Annotated in this window: 14 protein-coding genes; all 14 read right to left on the bottom strand. The window is 45.0% G+C overall.

What is annotated here, in order from left to right; translation table 11 throughout:
- Positions 1-224: 224 nt before the first annotated feature.
- The 14 genes from J2Z66_RS41065 to J2Z66_RS41000 all read right to left on the bottom strand — a co-directional run bounded on the left by J2Z66_RS41065 (position 225) and on the right by J2Z66_RS41000 (position 21,206).
- Positions 225-1,415: a hypothetical protein gene (locus J2Z66_RS41065; RefSeq protein ID WP_209979647.1), complete on the bottom strand. Its 1,191-nt coding sequence runs from the start codon at positions 1,413-1,415 to the stop codon at positions 225-227.
- Positions 1,416-1,508: 93 nt separating this feature from the next.
- On the bottom strand, positions 1,509-2,207 hold the full coding sequence (locus J2Z66_RS41060) for a PIG-L deacetylase family protein (protein WP_209979645.1): 699 nt from the start codon (positions 2,205-2,207) through the stop codon (positions 1,509-1,511).
- A gap of 114 nt (positions 2,208-2,321) precedes the next feature.
- On the bottom strand, positions 2,322-4,085 hold the full coding sequence (locus J2Z66_RS41055) for a glycoside hydrolase family 35 protein (RefSeq protein ID WP_209979643.1): 1,764 nt from the start codon (positions 4,083-4,085) through the stop codon (positions 2,322-2,324).
- 64 nt (positions 4,086-4,149) lie between these two features.
- Complete coding sequence (locus J2Z66_RS41050; protein ID WP_245376224.1) at positions 4,150-5,292, bottom strand: Gfo/Idh/MocA family protein; 1,143 nt, start codon at positions 5,290-5,292, stop codon at positions 4,150-4,152.
- A 46-nt stretch (positions 5,293-5,338) separates the two neighbouring features.
- On the bottom strand, positions 5,339-6,277 hold the full coding sequence (locus J2Z66_RS41045; protein WP_245376223.1) for a carbohydrate ABC transporter permease: 939 nt from the start codon (positions 6,275-6,277) through the stop codon (positions 5,339-5,341).
- A 16-nt stretch (positions 6,278-6,293) separates the two neighbouring features.
- Complete coding sequence (locus tag J2Z66_RS41040) at positions 6,294-7,163, bottom strand: carbohydrate ABC transporter permease (RefSeq protein WP_209979641.1); 870 nt, start codon at positions 7,161-7,163, stop codon at positions 6,294-6,296.
- A complete protein-coding gene (locus J2Z66_RS41035) occupies positions 7,160-9,433 on the bottom strand; it encodes a DUF5696 domain-containing protein (RefSeq protein ID WP_209979639.1) in 2,274 nt (757 codons plus the stop codon). The genes J2Z66_RS41040 and J2Z66_RS41035 overlap by 4 nt, the downstream gene beginning before the upstream one ends.
- Entirely contained in the window at positions 9,430-11,583 is a 2,154-nt protein-coding gene (locus J2Z66_RS41030) for a YIP1 family protein (protein WP_209979637.1), read from the bottom strand. The genes J2Z66_RS41035 and J2Z66_RS41030 overlap by 4 nt, the downstream gene beginning before the upstream one ends.
- Positions 11,584-11,615: 32 nt before the next feature.
- On the bottom strand, positions 11,616-12,488 hold the full coding sequence (locus J2Z66_RS41025; protein ID WP_209979635.1) for a carbohydrate ABC transporter permease: 873 nt from the start codon (positions 12,486-12,488) through the stop codon (positions 11,616-11,618).
- Positions 12,485-13,417 carry a carbohydrate ABC transporter permease gene (locus J2Z66_RS41020; protein ID WP_245376227.1) on the bottom strand — a complete coding sequence of 311 codons (933 nt, stop codon included), beginning with the start codon at positions 13,415-13,417 and terminating at the stop codon, positions 12,485-12,487. The genes J2Z66_RS41025 and J2Z66_RS41020 overlap by 4 nt, the downstream gene beginning before the upstream one ends.
- A gap of 37 nt (positions 13,418-13,454) precedes the next feature.
- Positions 13,455-16,400 carry an extracellular solute-binding protein gene (locus J2Z66_RS41015; protein WP_245376226.1) on the bottom strand — a complete coding sequence of 982 codons (2,946 nt, stop codon included), beginning with the start codon at positions 16,398-16,400 and terminating at the stop codon, positions 13,455-13,457.
- 20 nt (positions 16,401-16,420) lie between these two features.
- Positions 16,421-17,542: an ABC transporter ATP-binding protein gene (locus tag J2Z66_RS41010; RefSeq protein WP_209979629.1), complete on the bottom strand. Its 1,122-nt coding sequence runs from the start codon at positions 17,540-17,542 to the stop codon at positions 16,421-16,423.
- A gap of 110 nt (positions 17,543-17,652) precedes the next feature.
- Complete coding sequence (locus tag J2Z66_RS41005) at positions 17,653-18,975, bottom strand: ABC transporter substrate-binding protein (protein ID WP_209979627.1); 1,323 nt, start codon at positions 18,973-18,975, stop codon at positions 17,653-17,655.
- A gap of 26 nt (positions 18,976-19,001) precedes the next feature.
- A complete protein-coding gene (locus tag J2Z66_RS41000) occupies positions 19,002-21,206 on the bottom strand; it encodes a hypothetical protein (RefSeq protein WP_209979625.1) in 2,205 nt (734 codons plus the stop codon).
- Positions 21,207-21,244 lie beyond the last annotated feature (38 nt).

Genomic DNA, 21,244 nt, shown 5'->3' with positions numbered 1-21,244 from the left:
TTAGGGCGATTGAGTTACGGAGTTGACAGATACGTTCATATCAGGGAATGGCTGTGGGAGGAAGAGCGGTAGCGTCCGCCTTTAAAGATTTGTTCTCACCTCTGTATCCATTCCATTCAAGGGAACAAATCTTTAACAGCGGCTGGAGCCCACAGCCATTCCCTCCGCAACGCACCCAAACGACGAACACCCTCCTCAAAGGACGCCGCAAGGCGTCTCTCTCACTATGCTAAGCTCTCCACCAGTTCAATCGCAGACTGAATAAACAGCTCGCAAGCCTCCACCTTATACGGAGTTACAATCATTTCATACCCTTCAAGCCCATCGCCAAAAGCCTCCGGTGTCGGAAGATAACCACAGCAGCCGTTGGCAATTCCAGCAAACATCGTACATGCAGCTGGCGAATGCGCTTTGATGTAGCCTATATAACCATTAAATACTTCTGCAGAAACGGAGCAAAGCAGCAGATCACCTATTCGCACACCATGCAGCCTTACATCAACAGACGGTTTGATATATCCATCCTTTGTTGGCAAGCCTATTATTTTCTCCGTGCTTTTCAATGGCGCTTCAGCTAAAAACTGCAAGTTTTCAGTAAGCTGAGTAATGGATTCATATAGCTTGTGCCCCAATTCCTTGACCCATGGATAAGTGTCATACTTCTCTGTCCGATAATGATGTATGGGCCCTGCGTCTGCAGAAAATCCTTGAATAAAAAGAGAGACAAAGCCTTCTCCCTTTTCTCTCTCAAATTCACTCATAGCTAGTCCGACAAACTCCGATGAAACTCGATTGAAAGGATTCATCAATAGGGTTGGATGAACGGCCCCGTTTACAATTGCGCCAAGCGCTCGCCCATCATAAGTCTCAAAAACCACCACTTGCCACGTTCGATCTATCTCTAGACTGTCATTGTGCTGCAGTTGGGGACGCCTATTGACTGAAACATCAAAAGCTCCAGAAGCAGCCCGGATTCTAACCGGTTGAAGGCCGCTAATAGCATCCAGGATTGCCTCATCAATGCGAATTGTATACTTCTCACCAAAATGCTCAGGCGCACTATGTGTATGCGTGGCATGCACAGAAACAGAGGCTTCTTCTACACCTGCTGCATCCGCCCATCTAGCCCGCGTACCTGCTGGAAAGGTTTGATGCAAGCGTCGATTTACCCACTTTCCGGCCTCCATATACACAGCTTCAAAAGGCTCTTCATTCGTCAGACAGCAATCCATACTAACGATAACCTGCCGTGTCTCACCATCGTCTACAACAAGCACACGAGCATATAAATCATCCAATATATCCTTTTCGGGAGAAGCTATATGTACACTGGGATCATACCCTTGCAAAGGTGCCGTCTCTTCCGGTGTAATTTTCACCTTACGAAATGCTGCTTGTAATGTTGGCTGCTGCATAGCCCACTCTCCCGATTTATATATTAATTTAATAAATAAATTATATAACAGTAAAAAACATAAAACAATACAATTTTTACAACTGCCCGATTCCTATAACAGATCATCTAGAACAGATTTCTCTTGCTTAACTGGCCACCACTCGCCTCTCTCCCAAGCTAGCACAAATGCTTCAACTCTCCTGTTAGGAGGACAAGAAACTAAATCACCAAAATACCGTTCGATTGCAAAAATTTGCGAAGCATGAGCCATCAGCGCCCTGGCCTTCATCTCCCATTGAGGCTGGGTGTCTACGCTGATAGAAGGTTGATGTCCTTGTTCAAGCAAGGTATTCGATACACAATAGTACATTTTTTGAACAGAGGGACATTTTCCACTTAACACCGCGGATGCTGCCATTCTCGAAATAGCCATGTGATCAGGATGAAAATTACCGCCATCCTCTGGGAAGCTGAATATGACCTTTAATTGATGCTGATTAATAAATTGAATAACTCCTTGCAAAAAATCCGTTGCATCCACGCTGTTTAGCTTTCCATCAGGTAAACCTAATTGCTCAACAGCAGCCAACCCTAATATACTTGCAGCCTGCAGCATTTCCTGTTCTCTTAAATCGCCAAGCTCTTCGTTTGTAAGATGACTAACATCTCCATTCTTCTTGCCAGCATCCCCCTTCGTAGCAAGCAGAAGCACGGGTTGTTCCCCGCTATCAGCAAGCTGTCTAATGAGACAAGCACTTAAAAAGGTTTCGTCATCTGGATGAGCATATATAAAACCAACCTTATGTGACATGTTTATTCCTCCCCCATAGAATGGACCTTCAGTCCACCTGCTGCTGCAATAACTGCTTGGCTATAAAGACCAGCCTATTACAATCATACAGCATGGGGTGACTATAGTGAAATCTCATTCACCTAGATCAGCAGTATCCTCTAACTTAATAACAAAATCATCCGTGCTATGGAGTTCAAAGATGATGATTTCGTTCGTCCCTTCCCTGAGCAGCGGAGCTGGGAGATATAGCGTTTTCTGGGGCCCACGATTCCAATATCGACCAAGGTGAAAACCATTAATCCAAACATTGCCCTTTGTCCATCCATCCAATCGAATGAATGTATCTGCTGCTGTCTCTACTTCAAAAGTAGCTTTATAAAAATTAGGCTCATTACTTTTGCCCGTTTTGTCGATTGGTTTAAACTTTAGTGAATTCAATGAATCAAGCGGCAGTGGATAAATAGTCCACCCAAAGAGGTATTGATAGCCTAAGCGTACTCCTTCCGTAATCCCCTTATAATCTTTCAAGTAAGGTCCGAAATTTATGCGTCCCATGTTTTCTACTAGAATATCAAGCTTCGCACCGCCTACGGGAATGTCCACCTTGAGGGGAGCCGGGTTCCATCTCTCTACAGTCCCGATGAACTCCCCGTCCAGAAACACCAATGCACGATCGTGCACCTCTTGCAGATGCAGCTCTTCTCCCATGCGGGGACCCGAAACCGTTGTGGAGTACAGAATAAACCCATATTTCTGTCCAAGCTTTTCCATCGGCTCCGGACATGGATATACAACAGGAGATGAGAGTGTTCCCAGGCTTTCCATAAGCGACACTTTTTCCGTTACGCGTATTGCACCATAAGACTGAGTCGGAATTGGCTCCGGAAGCTGGCAATCACCGATGTCCATAAATTTCGCAAGAACATTACGCACAGCATGATATTTGGGAGTTACTTCGCCACTTTCGCTGATTGGACAATCATAGTCATAGCTCGTTACGGTTGGTTCATATACAGCCTCAGCTCCGGCTCCATGGTTAGCCCCATTATAAAAACCAAAATTCGTTCCCCCATGAAACATATAAAAATTAACTGACGCTCCTGCACCCCATATTTGTTCACATATCTCAACAACTTCCTCTGTATCCCTGGTGCTATGCGGCTTCATCCAATGATCGAATCCACCATTCCAGAGCTCAGCACACATCAGTGGTTCATTCGGGCGGTATTCCTTCAGCTTACGGAAGGATCCCTCTGGATCGGTTCCGAAATTGACGGTAGCAAATACGTCTGGTAAAGTTCCGCCTTGAAGACATGAATCCGAAGCTCCGTCGGAAGTAAACAATAATACATCGATCCCTCGGCTGATCATGCCTTGACGCAAGTGCTCCAAATATAAGTTATCATTACCATAACTCCCATACTCATTTTCAATTTGAAGCGCGATAACAGGTCCTCCATTCGTACTCAGAAGAGGTGTCAGCTTGGGAATTAATACATCATAATACGCATCTACCTTTGTCAAAAAAAGAGGATCCAAACAGCGAAGCCGTAAGTCCGGATAACGAAGAAGCCAAGCGGGAAGCCCTCCAAACTCCCACTCCGCACATATATACGGGCTGGGCCGAACAATGACATACAAGCCAACTTCAGCTGCCGTTTCTATAAAGCGGACAAGGTCAGCCATGCCTTCAAAACAGAAGCTGCCCTCCTCGGGCTCATGAATATTCCACGCAACGTAAGTTTCAACCGTATTAAAGCCGCACGCTTTTAACTTTACTAGCCTATCACGCCAGTATTCGGGCACAATTCGAAAATAATGAATCGCCCCGGAAACAAGCTGAATGGGATTATTATTCATCGTGAAATGGGTTCCACTGATCTTTAAATTTGTCATAGGTAACTCTCCTCATATTAAGCTCTATATTTTATTTCGTGATATTTCATCATATTTTGTGAACCTAGTCAGTCCATTTGACTTCCTGGGAGATGCGTGTTTCAGCTGAGCTCGTTGCCTTCAAGCACAGCAGAGCACTAACCATCGCCTCCTCCAGAGGAGTTTGGGATGGCACGCCTTGCGTAATCGTGTCCAGCAAGCTCTGGCATACAGCAATATCGCCTCCACCATGTGAATCATTACCGGGAGGAATATCATAGGTTTCTACCCGGTTTGTATGATGCATAAATACTTGAATCCGGTTTGTATAATAATCGAATTCCATGGTGCCTTTATAACCCAGAAAGCGGAAAGTACGTGTCCCAGCTTTGTTACGGGCAAAAAAGTTTTGCGAATAACTGGCATGCATCCCGCTTTCATACTCGATAATCGCACTACCGGAATCCTCATTGCCCGTATCTGTTGCAAAACAGCACATCTCTCCATGGACCGGTTCACCCTTTTTGCGGTGCAGCACTGCACTTTCCAAACATGTATGCTGCTCCTCGCAAGCCTCACATTTCAAACCTGCCTGCTTATTTCCTTTGAATATTTGTTTGGATTTTACAGCACTCACCCAAACTGGCTTCAATCCCAAAATATACTGAATCAAATCAAAGTCATGCGTAGCCTTCTGCAGAAACAGTCCGCCTGTTTCCTTATCGTCACGGTACCAGTTTTGAAAATAAACTGAACCATAGGAGACGTTGTTGATGGCCTGGACATGTTCAATCGACCCCAATTTTCCTGAGTCAGCAATTTCCTTGGCAGCTTGACCTAACGGGGATAGTCTTAAGGAGAACGGTACAGCTACCTCCGTCCCGCTGCTTTCATAAGCTGATTTAAGTGTCATTAAGTCCTCCATATTTGTGGCAACTGGCTTTTCAAGGATACAAGGAATTCCCTTTTGCATGACTTTAACTGCAACTCGCGTATGAGAGGAGCAGCGGGTGCTGATGATAACGCCATCCAGCTTTTCATGGTCAAGCAGTTCGTCTACAGTGTCATAGAAACGGATAGGATCCGCCAGCTCACCGAGGTCTTTTCTAATTTCTTCATTTCGGGTATCCATAATGGCCGTAATTCTGACATTTTCATTTAATTTTAAGATGTTATTGCTGAGAACCTTTCCCCTGAAACCATAACCAATTACTGCAATGTTAATCATTTTTTTATCCTCCTGGAAATTCATATCATACTGTCTTTATTTATCTCTACTCCACCAAACCCGTTCTCTCTACGCTTTCTACGAACCATCGCTGAGTAAACATATATAAGATAAGAGGTGGCAAAATAATAAGGAAGGACGCCGCCATCTTGAGCGGTTGATCAAAAATGGATTCTCCTGAGTCAGCAATCTGCTGATAAAGCATCAATTGGACTTGTGAAATCCCCATCGATAACGGCACATCTTTGGCACCAGTTAAGTACACGCTTGGCAAATAGTAATCGTTCCACGTCCATACAAAGGAGAAGAGAAAAACGACAAGAATGGCTGGTTTAGCGAGCGGCAGCATGACTTTATAAAACGTTTTGATTACACCTGCACCATCCATCCTTGCGGCCTCCTCCAATTCCTTAGGCTGTGTACTGAAAAATTGCCGGTAAATAATAATGAATAAGGCTCCTTTTAATCCATGTCCGAAAACAGCCGGTAATATAATCGGAATATAAGTTTTCATCATGCCCAGAGCATTTGCCGCTATCAAATTCGGTAAAATGATGACCTGCGTTGGCACTATTAAGGTGAGCAGTAAACAGAACATCCAAAACTTCTTGAAGGGAAACTCCAATCTGGCAAAAGCATAACCGGCCACGGCGCAAGAAACGGTCTGGAGTAAGGAAACGCTGAGCGAAATAATAAGGCTGATGACAAAAGCATTCGGATAACGCAGCTTATGCCAAGCATCCTGAAGCATGCTCAAGTCGATGGATCGCGGCACCCAATTTACCGAAGGGTCCAACAAATCAGCAGCATTCTTAACCATTGTAGAAATCATGAACATAAGTGGATTTAAATAAATGTAGGCCGTATCAATCAGGATCAAATATAGGAATAATCGGAAAATGAGCCCTTTATCAACCTCTTTACCAAAGACCAGGTAGCGAATTTGAGTCAGCCGCAGCCTCCATAACGCTAATAGTTGGGTCAAACGGATCTCTCCTTATTTAAGAGTGACGTGTCTCGGAAGCTTTCAGCACTCGGGTAAATATGAAAAATAATAAACCAAGAAAAACAAATATAAGTAAAAAATAAATCCAAGCCAGGGCACTCGATTGACCATAATTAGAGCTGTTAACCTGGTTTAATATCGGATTGGTTGGAAAAGTGAAGAGATCAACTGTCGTATAAATCAGGTTCAGCAAAATAAATGGTATCAATCCTGGCAGAGTAATTTTCCAAAACACCTCCCACGGACTAGCGCCATCGATTCGGGCAGCTTCATACACCGATGGGCTAATGGTTTGCCTTCCAGCCAGGAAGATTAAAATTTGAACACCGGAGTACCAGAGGATCAGCACAAAATTGCTCATAATCGTAATGATGGGTCCGGCCCAGGTGCTGCTTAAAGATTGTGAAACCAAGCTGCTGACATTAAACTGTTGTAGAAACCCCAGTTCTCCTTCCCCCTGATTCATGAACTCCATCACCACCTGTCCTGTAGTGAATATAACCGGCAGGAAAAAGATGGAGCGGAAGACCGTTCTTCCGGGAAATTTCTGGTTCAACATAATGGCCACCAGTAGAGAAAAAATAATAATAACAGGCAGCATCATGATAGCTTGACGTAAAAAAGGGATTAACTGGTTATAAAGGAGCTCGCCATTTTCAAACAAAATGAACTTATAATACTTCCAACCGACGGCTTTATATTGGATTCCATCGGCTAATATCTTCACTTGATGGAAGCTCATAAACAATGAATAGCCCAAGGGGAAAGCCATAAATACGAGAAATCCAATCACCCAGGGAGCCATTAGCAGGGACCCTTCCCACTTGCGGATGGTAGAAGCCTTCCATCTTCTATTAGTCCTCATTCGTCACCTCCTGCAGGGATTGCCAGATAGTCCTGCGGCTTGACGATTATGTGCCCATCCCTATATGCTTCCGTCCCATAGTTGACAATGATGCGTTTGCCGCCTGAATACGTCGTTTCCTTTACTTTGGATGCCAAGGATCGATGATTCACAATAAATTGATGCTGCACATCGCCCAGTGCCTCATTATATTTTAAATATTGCTGCAGTGTCTCAGATTCCCAATCGATAAAATGGGCATTGTACAGATTCAAATCATATGCATATTTCAAATCTGCTGAATCTTTATAGGTGTAGATAAAGGACGGATTTGCACCATATTCAATATCCTTTAAGAAGTCATGTTGGTACTGCTGGCGTTCATTCGCATATTCCGACGTATAGGCAACAAGACCATGCAAAACGATTTGGGTGAATGGAATCGCCTCATCTGAGAAAAGATCGTACGAATAATCGTCGGGCAAATGGTCGATCGTATCCATATATGGCAGTTGATAAGTATTTGCTTCATACCCCCTTACTTTCAAATCCGCATCACGAAATTTCTTGAATATTTCTTGCTGCAGCTCAAGGCTCTCTGCTCTCGTAGAGCCATACTTTGTATTGAAATCACTGTCCAGCTTTTTCCCAATCCCTGAGAGTGTTAAGCCATCTATACCCAACTCCTTGTAAGCAATGATGTCCCTATCAATCGTTTTGTCCTTCAACCACTTCAGGCTGACATAGGGATCCATAATGCTCCCTCCTAAGTCACGCAGCCCATGCTGCTTTTTGCTAAAGCCATCATTACCCGTAGTGTTTTTCGAGTAATCAGCCTGTAAATAGACAGGAATGTGAAGTGTATGGGCAAATGTAACGAACCGCTTCATCCCTTCATTACCGCCTAACCGCTTATCTACCGGAAATAAGCCTCCATAAGCACTATATCCGTCATCTTGCCAGCCCAAGTAATTGACAATCATGTTATCGATTCCAAGGTTAGCGAGCCTCTGCACCATTTCTTCAGCCTCGGAGAAAGTCGTTTGCTTGAGATAATTGTCAGTCAACATTCCTTTTTCCAATTCAGCACCGACAATAGTCACAGTCAGGGGAACTTTGTTTGTATTACTTTCATCATCCTTATCCACCTGACGGCTTTTCAGATCGTACGTATCCATTAAATAGAGCCTGTATCGCTGAGCCATATCTGTATAATTCGGATTACTTGTAGGGAGCAGCATATAACGCACAACACGGTCATCGCCAAATCGATTAGTCTTACTGTAGGTAAGAAAAGAGGTTTCTTTTTTTGCATTCGTTACCTGTCTGTAAGAAGCCCGATAATTCTGCTGCGCAGTGACCCAATTATACCCACTGAATACTCCGGAGGGCGAAGCCAGAATACTGGCTGATTCAGCCCCTCCCTCCAGAACAGCAATAAAGCCCTGATCGCCCGATTTGAGACCAAATACCGGAAGTGAGATTTGACGTTTTGCGCTGGAAAAACTGTAATCCTCGACTTGAAAAGACTGGTCCGGGCCATACACCTTTTCGTTATACAGCCTATTTGTGTTCATTTTGTTTTCTTGATAACGAATCAATGCACCGGATCCATCCGGAATGAACAAGTATCCATCCTGTCCTTCCGAATGCCCTGCGCCAAAGAACGGATAAAGCCTCATCCAAACGAGATTTAGACTGCCCTCTTTCACGCTGGAATCAATGATCCGTGTTACCACAGAATCCTCATCGATAGTAACTTCTATAGATACAGTGATTCCCTTGGAGGGCATATGGAAGGTCAAGCGAAATCCGTCAGGCACCGTTGCCACATCAGAGATTGTACCGTTTTCATCCAGCAGATTTGATTCTTTAGGCTGTGACTTGTTATTCGAAAGATCGATGTACTGGAACATAATCGGCGATCTCAGGTGACTTCTCCATACTCCCTCCTGCCTTTCGTTTAACCATTGTGACGGGTTCGGATAAGAGTACCAGATGCTGCCGTTTCTTTGATCGGTAACCTTGAAATGTCCTGTTGTGGCATCCAGCTTTAAATTCAATATCCCGTTCTCAGCAACAGAAGTGAAGTTGGCTTCTGCAGGTAGCTCAGCTAACCCTACCTCCACCTTAGGCTTACTTCCTGTCTTTATGTTGGTATCAGGTATAGCCTCCTCATCCGTTCTTGTACCGCTGTCAGGCAGCCTGGTAACAATCAGCAGGACAACAGCAAGCGTGATGATGACGATGAGCGCAATCCTTCCAGTATTGTTAAGATGAAATCTCATCATCGCAGCCTTACCTCCTGATACACTTCATAAATAAAATCCTTTAAATCGCTGCTCAGTCCAAGCGTAACTAACACGATAAAAGCCAGAGTCATGAACGCAGCAAGAGAAAGCACAATGTTCATGAAAGTCTCACCTACAGAATAGTTTTGCAAGGACTGGATCATCCAGAAGAAAAGCAGTCCACTCCACACATACACAGAAAGCAGAAGAAAATCATAGATCGCCTGCTCTGAATTCGTCATGGCATTGGATAAGACTGAAAGTGGAATGCCTACCAAGATAAATGGTACCAGCGCATACGCACTGCCGATGAACACATCCTTGAATCGGCCTTCTCCTTTATAAATCGAACTTACCAAATAGTTAGAAACGACCCAACCGAACCAAATGAGAGCAAATTGAAGTAAGAGCGTGACCAGATTGAATCGATGAAGAATGATCATGTTGAAGGTATACCCAGTATACAAACTTTTCATGACAAGAGAGACATATACAAGGATCAGAACGATCAAGGCCAGCAAATAGCTTCCCTTTGCTTCATATCGAATAGCACTAAATCCATCAATTGGATGCCTCAGTAAATAAAAAATATGCTTCAGCCTGATGAGAAGCGGCTTGTCTGAACGGGTACGATGATTCCATCTTATCCGCCACCCTGCATGCCTCGAGTATTTCTCCCCAATGAGGGCAGCAATCCCAACACCGAGAATCAGCGATGCCATCAGAGAGAAATGCTTTTGAAACCAAATCAGTCGCGTTTGCCAGAACGCTTCCGAAAACCCTTTGTGATTGCCTCCCCGTTTAAATAGGGCCATAGCCTCCTGATAGTCTCCGCTTTTATAGGCAGCTTTCCCTAAGCCCAGCATAGCTGTGTTGAAGTTGGCATTCATTCTTAGCACTTCCCGCCATGGTTTCTCACTCTCTTCATAACGGCCTTCCAAAGTAAGGCGATTCGCTTCATTCACCTTGCTGCCAAATTCAGAAAGACGAAAAATTTGTATCGTATTTTCCTGTCCATCCAGCACATACAGGTCATTCAAGGAATTGGCATCAATAGCTACCGGATTTTTCATCAACCCTAACTGCGTCTTCGTTGATGAAGACGGTCCTGCCCAGAAGAAAAGCAAATTCCCGCTTGCATCGTATTGGTTGATATATCTAAAAGTAGCATCAATAGCTGTAATATTACCATTGGAATCAATGCATAAATCGATCAACCGCGGTGTCAACATCCCCTCACCAGGGATGTACTTGAAATCTTCCGGCCTCATTTCACCGAACACTCCCGCTGTTCCTCTAACCGTATAAGTATCTTTGGATTCAAGCATATCCAGACCGCGGATGTTTAATTTTTTAATCTGATTCGAAGCACCCTGCTCAACTGTTGTTGTGTAAACGAACCCTTCCTGATCGACAGCCACACTGCTGATGGAGCCTGGCAGTTTGCTAATTTCGTTAGCGTACATTTCTTTCGTATAAAAAAAACGTTTGAAAGCGTCCAGCGGCGAGAAGACAGTCCGATTCGCTCCATAAAAGCTTTGGAATTGGCCTTCCTGATCAAGCTGAAGCAGCCCTTGATATCCACCCAAAGTAGCAATATAAAGAAAACCCCTTTTATCTACAATTAGCTTGATGGGATCGAACTTGAAAGATTCCGGAATTAAGGGTGATACCGGTCTCGTAAATTCCTTAAGCAGCTTTCCTTCTTGATCCAGATGAACGACTCTCTTATTTCCTGTGTCCGCCACATAGATTGTTTGATCTTTGGCCACAAAGATCCCTTCCGGCTTATTTAGCGGACTCTCTGGAACCGTTATGTAACGCAACCACCCGCCATCTGAGCCAAACTCAACAATACGATTGTTGCCGGTATCTGCCACATAAATATGATCCTGATCGTCGATAAACAAATCTTTAGGGCTTTGCATCGGAGAAAACTTCATTTCCCCTTGCTCATCCTGCACAAACAAACTGTCCCCAACGATCCCTTCTGGAACATAGGCAGGCTGCGTCCAAATTAGATGGCCGTTACTGTCCTTCGTATTCGTCCAGTAGATCGTGTCTGCATAGGTACCATGCGGCACCAAAGCCGCAATGATGAGAAGAAGAGGAAGAAAAAGCAGAATCCTTCTGCCCCTCTTTATTATCATGATCCAACCTCCTAAGCAATCCGCGCAAATCGTTATTTGATTCCGGAATGCGCCATCGTAGCAACAACCTTGCGCTGAAAGAACAAAAAGATAATAAAGTTAGGCAAAAACAGAATTACCGCCGCAGCTGCAGCCGCGCCCTGCCTCGCTACATTGTTGGCCAGACCATTCGTCAAGGTTGACAGAAAGAATGGGAATGTCTTCATCGCTTCATCTTGCATAAATAATCTGGACGTTTCGACATTCCCCCATGCTCCTTGGAACGTCAAGATGGCTACCGTGGCTACAGCTGGCATAATCATCGGAATCACGACGCGTAGGAAGATAGTTACTTCACCTGCTCCGTCCATCTTGGCTGCTTCCATAAGCTCATTCGGAACCTGATCGATAAACTGCCTCATTAGAAATACACTGACAGGCGCAGCCAGATTCGGCAGCAAATGTCCCCAATATGTATTCATGATGCCGAGATTCGCCGCCACCAAATAGCGGGGAATTGCCACAGTTTCCGGTGCAAACATCAGGGAAAGTAAAATTACAGCAAACAGCAGCTTACGCCCCGGGAACTGATGCTTTGACAGCGGATAAGCACACAAAGCGCTGATAATCGTAACAGCAAAAACGATCATACCGGTAGTGATCACGCTGTTAAATACATACCTGGTCACTGGCACCGCGGATGAGCTGGAAACAATAAATAGCTCAACAAAATTTTGCAACGTGACATGCTGCGCGAAAATGCGGGGCGGATAAATAAATAACTCGTTGTAAGGCTTTAAAGCATGATTAAATATATAGATCAAAGGGAGCAGCATAAATACAGCCAGCAAAGTCAGCAGCACATACAGTACAATTTGAAACTGGTCATTTTGACGCAACCTTGGTTTTTTTCTCCAAAGTCTCATGTGTGATGTTCCTCTCTGTCTCCAAAAAGTCGCCTGCTGAACTTGTTAGTTCCATACATAATCAACAGCAGAAATACCGATATGGCCGAAGCATATCCCATCTCAAAACGAATACCTCCGTAGTCATCGATGTGACTGATAAGCACATGACCTGCATACTGGGGTGTAGGAAACGAGCCCGATAGCTCCTGTCCGATTTGTCCGGCTTTGAATGTGCCAACGATGGCCATAACTGCACTGAACAGCAGCTGCGGCTTCATCGACGGAATCGTGATATACCAGATCTCCTGCAGCCTGCTGTGAATGCCATCTAAACGTCCCGCTTCGTACTGCTCCGGGTTAACGTTAAGAATACCAGCAAGCTGAGCCAGAAATCCGACCCCCATACTCGACCACAGTGTAACAGCAACCATTGAACCCATCAGGTAAGTGCGATCAGTCACCCAGAGAATCGGACTATCTATAATACCTATTTGGAGAAGAAAGCTGTTGAGGTAACCAATTCGATCACCTGTCAACAAAGGAAGCCAGACGACCGCCATAGCTATTCCTGCAGTCAGGGATGGTGTATATACAGCAAGGGCATACCATGTCCGGGTATAAGTGGGCAGCTGCGAAATCAGCCAGGCCAGCATAAACGAAGCAACGAATCCCCCGGGTCCGACGAGCAAAGCGAATTTAAATGTGTTTGGAAGAGCGTGTTTCAGGAAAATCAGGTCCTGCGAAAGCAAGTACAAATAATTTTGCCAACCAATCCAGCGCGGGGGCTCCAGGGCATTGTAATAAGTGAAGCTCAGCAATATGGCTAGAACGACAGGAACTAGAATAAAAGCGACAAAACAAAGCAAGAAGGGAGCTATAAACAAATATGATAAGCGAGATGACCAGACGAGACTTATAAAAGTGCTGAATCGCCTGCCATAAGACATCTTACGGGCTCTTTGCCCTGGTTTAGCTATTTCCACTTCACTCTGCATCATACGTATCCACTCCATCCCATGGCCCGGTGACCACAGGTCCATTCAGCGTTTTCAACACGCTTCCAGTCGAATCGACAAACCCGAACTCCTGCCCTTTGCGCATCATCTCCCGATTCATACTCACGACAGCTTCCTCCAAGGATTCACGATAGTTCATTCCGTCAACCACAGTCCGGTTCCAAGCGTTGTTCAATTCGCGCGAAACGAAGTAAGAACCAGGAAGGATGCGCATCTCTTTGTACCAGCGCCACTGCTCTAGAATGACGTGCAAATCATCCTTTGGCCAGGGCAACCGGGTAAACGCCTCAATATTGGCCGTATTCCAGCGAAATTCTATACCATTGAACGATTCCAGGTCCAATCCGTACCGTTCCTGCACATCAGCGGACAGCAGCCATTTAAGAAAAGACCAGGCCTCCTCCTTACGCGGAGAGCTTTTATAAATAAAACCTGTCGTCTGCCCCCCAGACGACCAACGGGCAATCGTACCATCTGATTGCGGGATGCCAGGCAAAGGAGCAATGCCCCACCAGCCTGTTAATTCAGGAGCCGCCACGGACAACTTCATGTATTCATTATAATCAGCAACACCTATTGGCATATCTCCTTTGCGGAAATGCTGATAGAAGTTGGGCACGTTCTTCTCCACATCATAAATATGGAATAATTCCGTCCACTGCTTGAAGCCCTTAAATGCATCCGGGGTATCCAGCGCTGTCCGCATCCCATCCTCCGAAAAAAATTCAGCGCGGTTCTGATAAATAAATGTAATAAAGTCAGAGGATGGTACAAAAAAGTTATAGCCGTTCTGCTGCAAGGCAGGCATCATATCATACACCTCATCCCAAGTATCGGGAACACCTAAGCCCAGGCGCTTCAATATGTCTTTTCGATAGAAAAGTACTTTAAAGGATTGCGTCTCCGGCAGTGCATAGTATCCATTGTTATAGTAGAACGGCAGCAAAGCGCCGGGTGCAAATTGCTGCGCGATCTGCTGGAAATCAGGAAATTGACTCAGATCTACAAGCGCATTCCGCATTGCAAAATCAAGCGATTTGTCCTGCGGTTGGCCGAGCGCCACATCAGGTGAGATACCAGCCGCATTCGCATAAATGAGTAAATTTTCATCAGGCAGTAAATTGACTTTAACGCGAATTCCATACTCAGGCGTAAACATTTCGTCGCTAAGCTCCTGAAGCAGATTCACATAATCACGGCCGCGATTGACCCAAACGTTCAATGCTTTATCATCCAAATCACTGAGATTATCCTTCTTCATGAATGAATAGAAGAAATGGCTAACCGTGCTTGTTACTTTCCGCCAGAGACCCGCTTCCATCTTTGGAAAATCAACGTCCACAGGTACGATATAGATTTGCTCCAACTGCAGCGGCGCTTTCACCAATGTCTCTTTAATTCCTCCCATCTTCTCCTGCAGAGATGAAATCTCTTCCATCTTGTAGGGGATTTCGTCGGGATGCTTCAAGTAGCTCTCAAGATCTTCTACACTTGTCTCGATCATCTGCAGTGTAATGTCGCGACGCTTATTTGCCTGCAGCATGTCATCAGCCATATGAGTCAGTTCGGTGTGGATCCTGTTCAATTTCTCCACTAGCTGAGGAAAATCTTTGGCAACCTTCCAAGTCCGGTTCTTATCAATAACACCGCCTGTCATCGACTTTAGCATCTGGTCGACTTCTCGCAGCATACCCGTCACCCGTTCAGATTGAACAATGATAGGCTGGAATGGAGCTGCAGTCGCCGTCATCTCAAGTGTATGATCGCCCTTCTCCAGGTAAAATTCATAGGGTGCTTCATTCGAATCCTCAAGTGCTATCCCCTTCCAATTAGAGGCATAAGTAAATGGAAAGCTTAGGAGCTCCTCGAAGGGTACTTTACCATCTATAGAAATCGTACGGAAAGTAGTCATATTTGAAACAAATCCCTGAAAGGCCCGCATCGCAATTTTATACTGACCGCTTTCCTGTATGTTGAAAGTCCAGGTTATCGTCTGCCCTCCCTTCGCCCATCTCTCTCCGCCCACGGAGTTGAAGATCTCCTTCCCTTTCGCTTCGGGCAGTGAGTATGGATCTTTGTCAGCCATCATTTGTATAGCCACATCGTTCTTCGAGCTCATTTGCTCAGCTTGAATGACCTGAGCATCGCCGGTCAACTTTATCTGTTCAGCAGGATACCGCTGTAAGACTTGTTCATACGGTTCTATCTGCGACGGAGAAAGCAAACTCAGCGATTCGATGACCATCGCTTGGTCTCCGGTTAAGCTGATTTTGTGGGATCCTTTGCTGAAATACCATTTTAATGGCTCCGCATAAGAACCCACACTGTCTGTAAAAGGCTCGGTAATCCACTGCTTTATTTCGAGCGGCCTTGGCCTGATATCATCTCCATTCCTGTCTTTCTTGATGGGCCATTCATCCTTGAAAAGTCTGCGAAACGTGATCGCTCTGGCCTCTTTAAAGGGAAACTTGCCATCAATAGCTACGGAAAGAACAATGGGTCTTCGGTTAAGACTCGAAGTAGTAGAATCGTTAAATGGATGGTAGGATAAATTCATGTGATATAGTCCATCCTGGGGCACTGTGATCTCATACTCAATCGTATTTTTTTTCCAAATCAGCACATTGCTTTTTCCATTGTATGAACCGGATAAGGCGTCATCCCCGGAAATTTGATTGATGATTTGTGTTCCCGGTATTGATAGCTTGCTTTCAGACGCATTCCTAAAGCTTGCTTGCTCCCAAGCAGCCAGAACTTCTGAATAATAGGGCTCGAATTCATCCAATTGAATCTGCTCGCTTGCATGATCCGCTCCATTGGCAATTTGGGCTGCTCCAGAAGATCCTAGCAGTACCATTACTGTACAAAGAATGATACCAGCTAACCCCATTTTGTTCTTCCTGTCCGCTTGCATATCTGTCACTCCTCGCATCCTCATTCATCGATCAGCCGCACTCCCGAATTCCGGTCGAAAAACAGTGCTTTGTGCATATCGATGGCCACCCTCATTTTCGTGTTTTCATCGTAAACGTTACGAGGGTCGGTGCGGACGATCAATGGGTTCGGATGCTTGATATCCAAATATAAATAACGGTCTGCGCCCATAAGCTCGCTGAGCTTGTGTATGCCTGAAATAACCGCATTCGGAAAGGCATCCATCACGATCTTCTCAACACTTATATTTTCTGAACGAACGCCTAATGTCACTTGCTTGTTAAGCATTTTATTGTCGATCAGAGCACTCGCTTTTCCCCTCGGGATTTGCAGCGAAAATTGAGGGGTATGAAATTCAAGATCACCGTGATGCTCTTCCAATCTTCCATCTATAAAGTTCATTGGCGGAGAACCAATAAAGCTGGCCACGAAGGTGTTAATCGGACTGCCATAAATACGTTCTGGTGTGTCCACCTGCTGAATAATGCCATCTTTCATAACGACGATCCGATTGCCCATCGTCATCGCTTCTGTCTGATCATGGGTCACATAGATGGTTGTTGCAGCCAGCTGCTTATGCAGCTTGATAATTTCCGTCCGCATCTGCACCCTGAGCTTAGCATCCAGATTGGAAAGCGGTTCATCCATTAGAAAAACCTGCGGATTACGAACAATGGCCCTTCCTAGAGCCACCCGCTGACGCTGGCCGCCTGACAAATTCTTTGGCTTGCGGTTGAGATACGGCTCAATCTCGAGGACGCGTGCTGCTCGCTTGACACTCAAATCAATCTCATGCTTTGGAGTCTTACGCAGCCTCAGGCCAAATGCAATATTCTCGTATACAGACATGTTCGGATACAAGGCATAATTTTGGAATACCATGGCGATGTCGCGATCCTTGGGCGGAAGATCATTGATCCGCGTATCATTAATATAAATCTCACCTTTGCTAATATCTTCAAGACCTGCAATCATCCTCAGTGTAGAGGATTTCCCGCATCCGGAAGGACCTACAAATACGATGAATTCCCCATCGTTGATCTCCAGATTAAAGTCGTTGACGACCAATTGCTTCTCCTTGCCATATTGCTTATACACATGGTTAAACAAAATTCGGGACATGAGTACAGCAGCTCTCCCTTCGAGTTGGCTTGTCGGCAGCCTCAATTTAAGATTTCGTGAAGCTGCCGACGCCAAAGCACTTCATTAGTCAGATAACAATACTGTCCTTATCACTTTTGTTTAACAGCAGCTATATGCTTTTCAATTTCTTCCTTTGCTTCCCTGAGCGCTGTGTTCACATCTTTTTGTCCCTGCATGTATTCCGCATACTTGGTTCCCAGTATCACACTTGCTTCTCCCAGATAAGGTGAGAAACCAGGAGCGGGAGCCGGTGTGGTCTTGAACACACTATCTATACTCTTGCCCTGCAGTTCAGGAATATCCTGACCGAATTGTTCCTTATACTTCGCATCCGCTAAAGTCGATACCTTCGCATTTTTACGAACCATATCCATCTGAACCTCGTCAGAGAATAAAACCTCCATCACCCGCATGATGTCATCTTGATGCTTACTGTTTTTATTAGGGGCAATAACATGGAGATCATACAACGTCCCGATATTCGGTTTATCTGAGAAACTTGGGAACTGAGCCACATCCCAATTCAATTCCGGTATTGTCTTCAAAATATGAAACAGATTCACACTTGCAAACATAGCTAAATTCTTAGCTTCAAAAAAACTGCCGAATGGATTTGGATCGTACTCATTGCCTGCAATCGAATATATTTGTTTACCTACTTCGAAAGCTGCTTTATAGGGCTCGATGTCTTCCATAACCGCATCAGTTTTCGCGTCTACAAAAGCAAGCGATTTTTGGAATAATAGCACTTCATGTGATTGAGGCGCTATCCCCCTATATTTGACCCCATCGACTTCACTTGTTAATTTTTTTGCCAGCTCTGTAGCCTCTTCCCAAGTCATACCATCTTTAGGATATGGAATTGCAAATTTGTCGAATATATCTTTATTATAGTAAAGCCCATTTATATTCCTTGCATAAGGGAGCGCATACAATTCCCCTTTATCAGACATCGCTCTGACCGCATCTAAAGCTCCCTGATCAAAACGACTTAAATCGAAGTTATATTTTTCCGCTAACGGCGTTATATCCCCTAAAAAATTAAGGTCCTCGAACCCTTTCAGATTTCCATAAAATGTCGCATAGAGGTCAATTTGTTCACCTGCAGCAAATAGGTTTTCCAAGCTTTCTGGAGTGGCCACCATTTCCAGGGTAATATGCTTATATTTCTTCTTTACTGGATCCGCAAGCAAGCTCTTGAAGTCCTGCTCCGAGAAGTAGCCTCCTGGATGGTATAGCTTTAAAGTTACCGGCTCCAATTCTTCAACTGGTTCCTTGATAGCGGTTTCCGTTGGGGCTGGTACCGGGCTATTTTCTGTACCTTGATTCGCTTCTTTGTCTGTACCCTTTGAACATCCAGAAACGATAGCGATCATAATCAATAAACCTAATATGATTTTCAAACTCTTCATAGTAATCCTCCATATAAATGAATTTTTTAAAAGTAGAATGCCCTAGTGTCGAAATCTACAACAGCCTCCACGTCGGTATGTGCTGTGCCGAGATTGAATACCGCCCCGCCTTGTACTTCCACACCGTTTATGGGACTGATTGCAGGACTAGTGAACGTCATTACTGCAGAGGTCAGTGCCCTCGCTTTGGATGCCATATCCAGCGTCATTTTTGAGAAGCTATTGCCGGAAAGTACGACAGAGCGCCGTTCGAAGTATTGCCGGACAGCCGCAAGGGTTTCCCCTTCGGTCATCGTATTGTTACTGTGACATAGACCGAAGTCAGCTTGATTGATTCTAACGCCGGTGAACTCATACCAATCTGCGGAATCCGGCATATTTAGCTCTAGAATAAACCAGGAGTCCTGATTTAAATTCTCATGATCAGGTACAAAGAAGGGAATCGTGAACTCTTGAAACTCCGATGTTAATAAAACGGTTTCATTTTTATTTGCCACTGATACAATAGTTGCAGCGTTGTAGGCTGCTTTAGGAACTATACGCAAATTGGCAGCTGATGAGGATCTGGCAAACACCTGTAGGGTGTTTACATGTCCTACCATGTCACATAAATTAGGAACCATAAAGAATACCGCTTTGTATGTACCTGTTCCCCCCTGATTAAATTTAAGTGCATAGGGTGAGAATCGGGTTCGTAAATAATCGGTATGATCAAGCTTAACTCTCGAAGCCGTACAAGACGGAAAATCTGTTACAGCAAACCACATATCCGTCAGTTGTTTAAGCGCAATCGCCGGAACTGTATAATTGTCTCCAAACTGTGATGCCGCTAAAGCCCCATTAATAACAGATTTGTTGAGCACGCCATCTACATCTATAACTTTAATAGGGTTTGTTGTTACAGGCAGCAATGGTTGATAGGACGCCACAATGTTGCGCACCCTCACATACTGACCCGGAAGATCGTTCAAGTTCAGTACCGGGCTTTGCTCCTGTCCTGCTGATAACGTTACTCCATCAACATCAAGCCCACTCGCTATGACATTGGCATTTCCAGTATCCAGGAATTTACCTGCTTGATGAAGATTACAAAAAATCCCCCTGATGCTTATTAAATTAATACTATTGTTCGGCTGAGCCGTGTCATCACCCAGCCGGATACTGACACTGCCGGTATACTGCTCGAAGTAACAATTCTCAACCTCCGTCTTCAACGACGGGTACCCAAGCTGTATACCCGTCCCGGCATTTTCGAAATCGCAACGGCTTATTAGGGTCTTTACAGCATTAGTGTAAATACCAATGCCTCCATTCCCAATTTCGCCATGCCACTTGCCCTTGTTATCAACAAAGCTAAGACGCGAGTTACCCGATCCGCGATAAGCACCACCACGTCCATCATCAATCGCTTTCACAAAGTTTTTGGACTGGGTGTCATAGGTCTCCCAGCGACAGCCGGTAATCTCAGGCCACCAGTTCTGAGCCTGGAAATCGATAGCCCAGCTGTTAGGGTTACCGAACATATTGAATACGCAGTCCTTGATTCTGGCCATGAACCCTGTAAAAGGAGTAAAGGTAATGCCTACAGTCATTTGCTTACCACCGGTAAAGTGAAGACCCTCCATGATGTAGTGATCATCACGAAACAGATTTCCGCTGGTACGTCCGTCGTCTGGCCCCATCGTCAGCATAGCGCCAGTACCCGTGTAATCCAAAACCTTGGACAAGCTTCCCATAAGCTCAACAGGACGTGTAAACTGTACACCAGTGCTTATTGTATATTTCATCGGTGCTGAAGCACGATTAATGCCTACCCGAACGGGCAACCCATCAACTGTAAAAAAAGGTGCGGTTCCATTAGGAAATCCATTCACATATGCGGCGAGCGAGGCAAGTGCTGCTGTATCCGCAGTCACAGTACCATCGGCGCCGAAATCGACAAGCTGCACCTGCCCGTCGCAGCACGCTTCCAGAGCCTCAACCCTGGAGGTTAATCCGGGGAGTCCTCCTCCTCCTCCTCCTCCTCGCTTGCCATAAGTCGCATCAGTAACCGATTCTTCTTTTGCCGAAGCAAAAGCACTTGATAGTATTAAACCCTCGGCAGCTATCACCGCACCTGCCAAGCTGAGGGATGCCAAAAGCTTCCTTCTGCTTATTGGCTTCATTAAATTCCCCCTCAGCTCCGCTGCGGTTCCTTCTGCTAATTCCTTGCTGTCCTCTTGTTCACCCATGTTTCATTCCTCCCTTTCATTTAGTAAATCAATTATTT

The sequence above is a fragment of the Paenibacillus eucommiae genome (assembly GCF_017874215.1).
Taxonomy (GTDB): Bacteria; Bacillota; Bacilli; order Paenibacillales; family NBRC-103111; genus Paenibacillus_AI; species Paenibacillus_AI eucommiae.
Note: the sequence above shows the minus strand (reverse complement) of the source record. Positions and strands in the feature narration are given on the sequence as shown.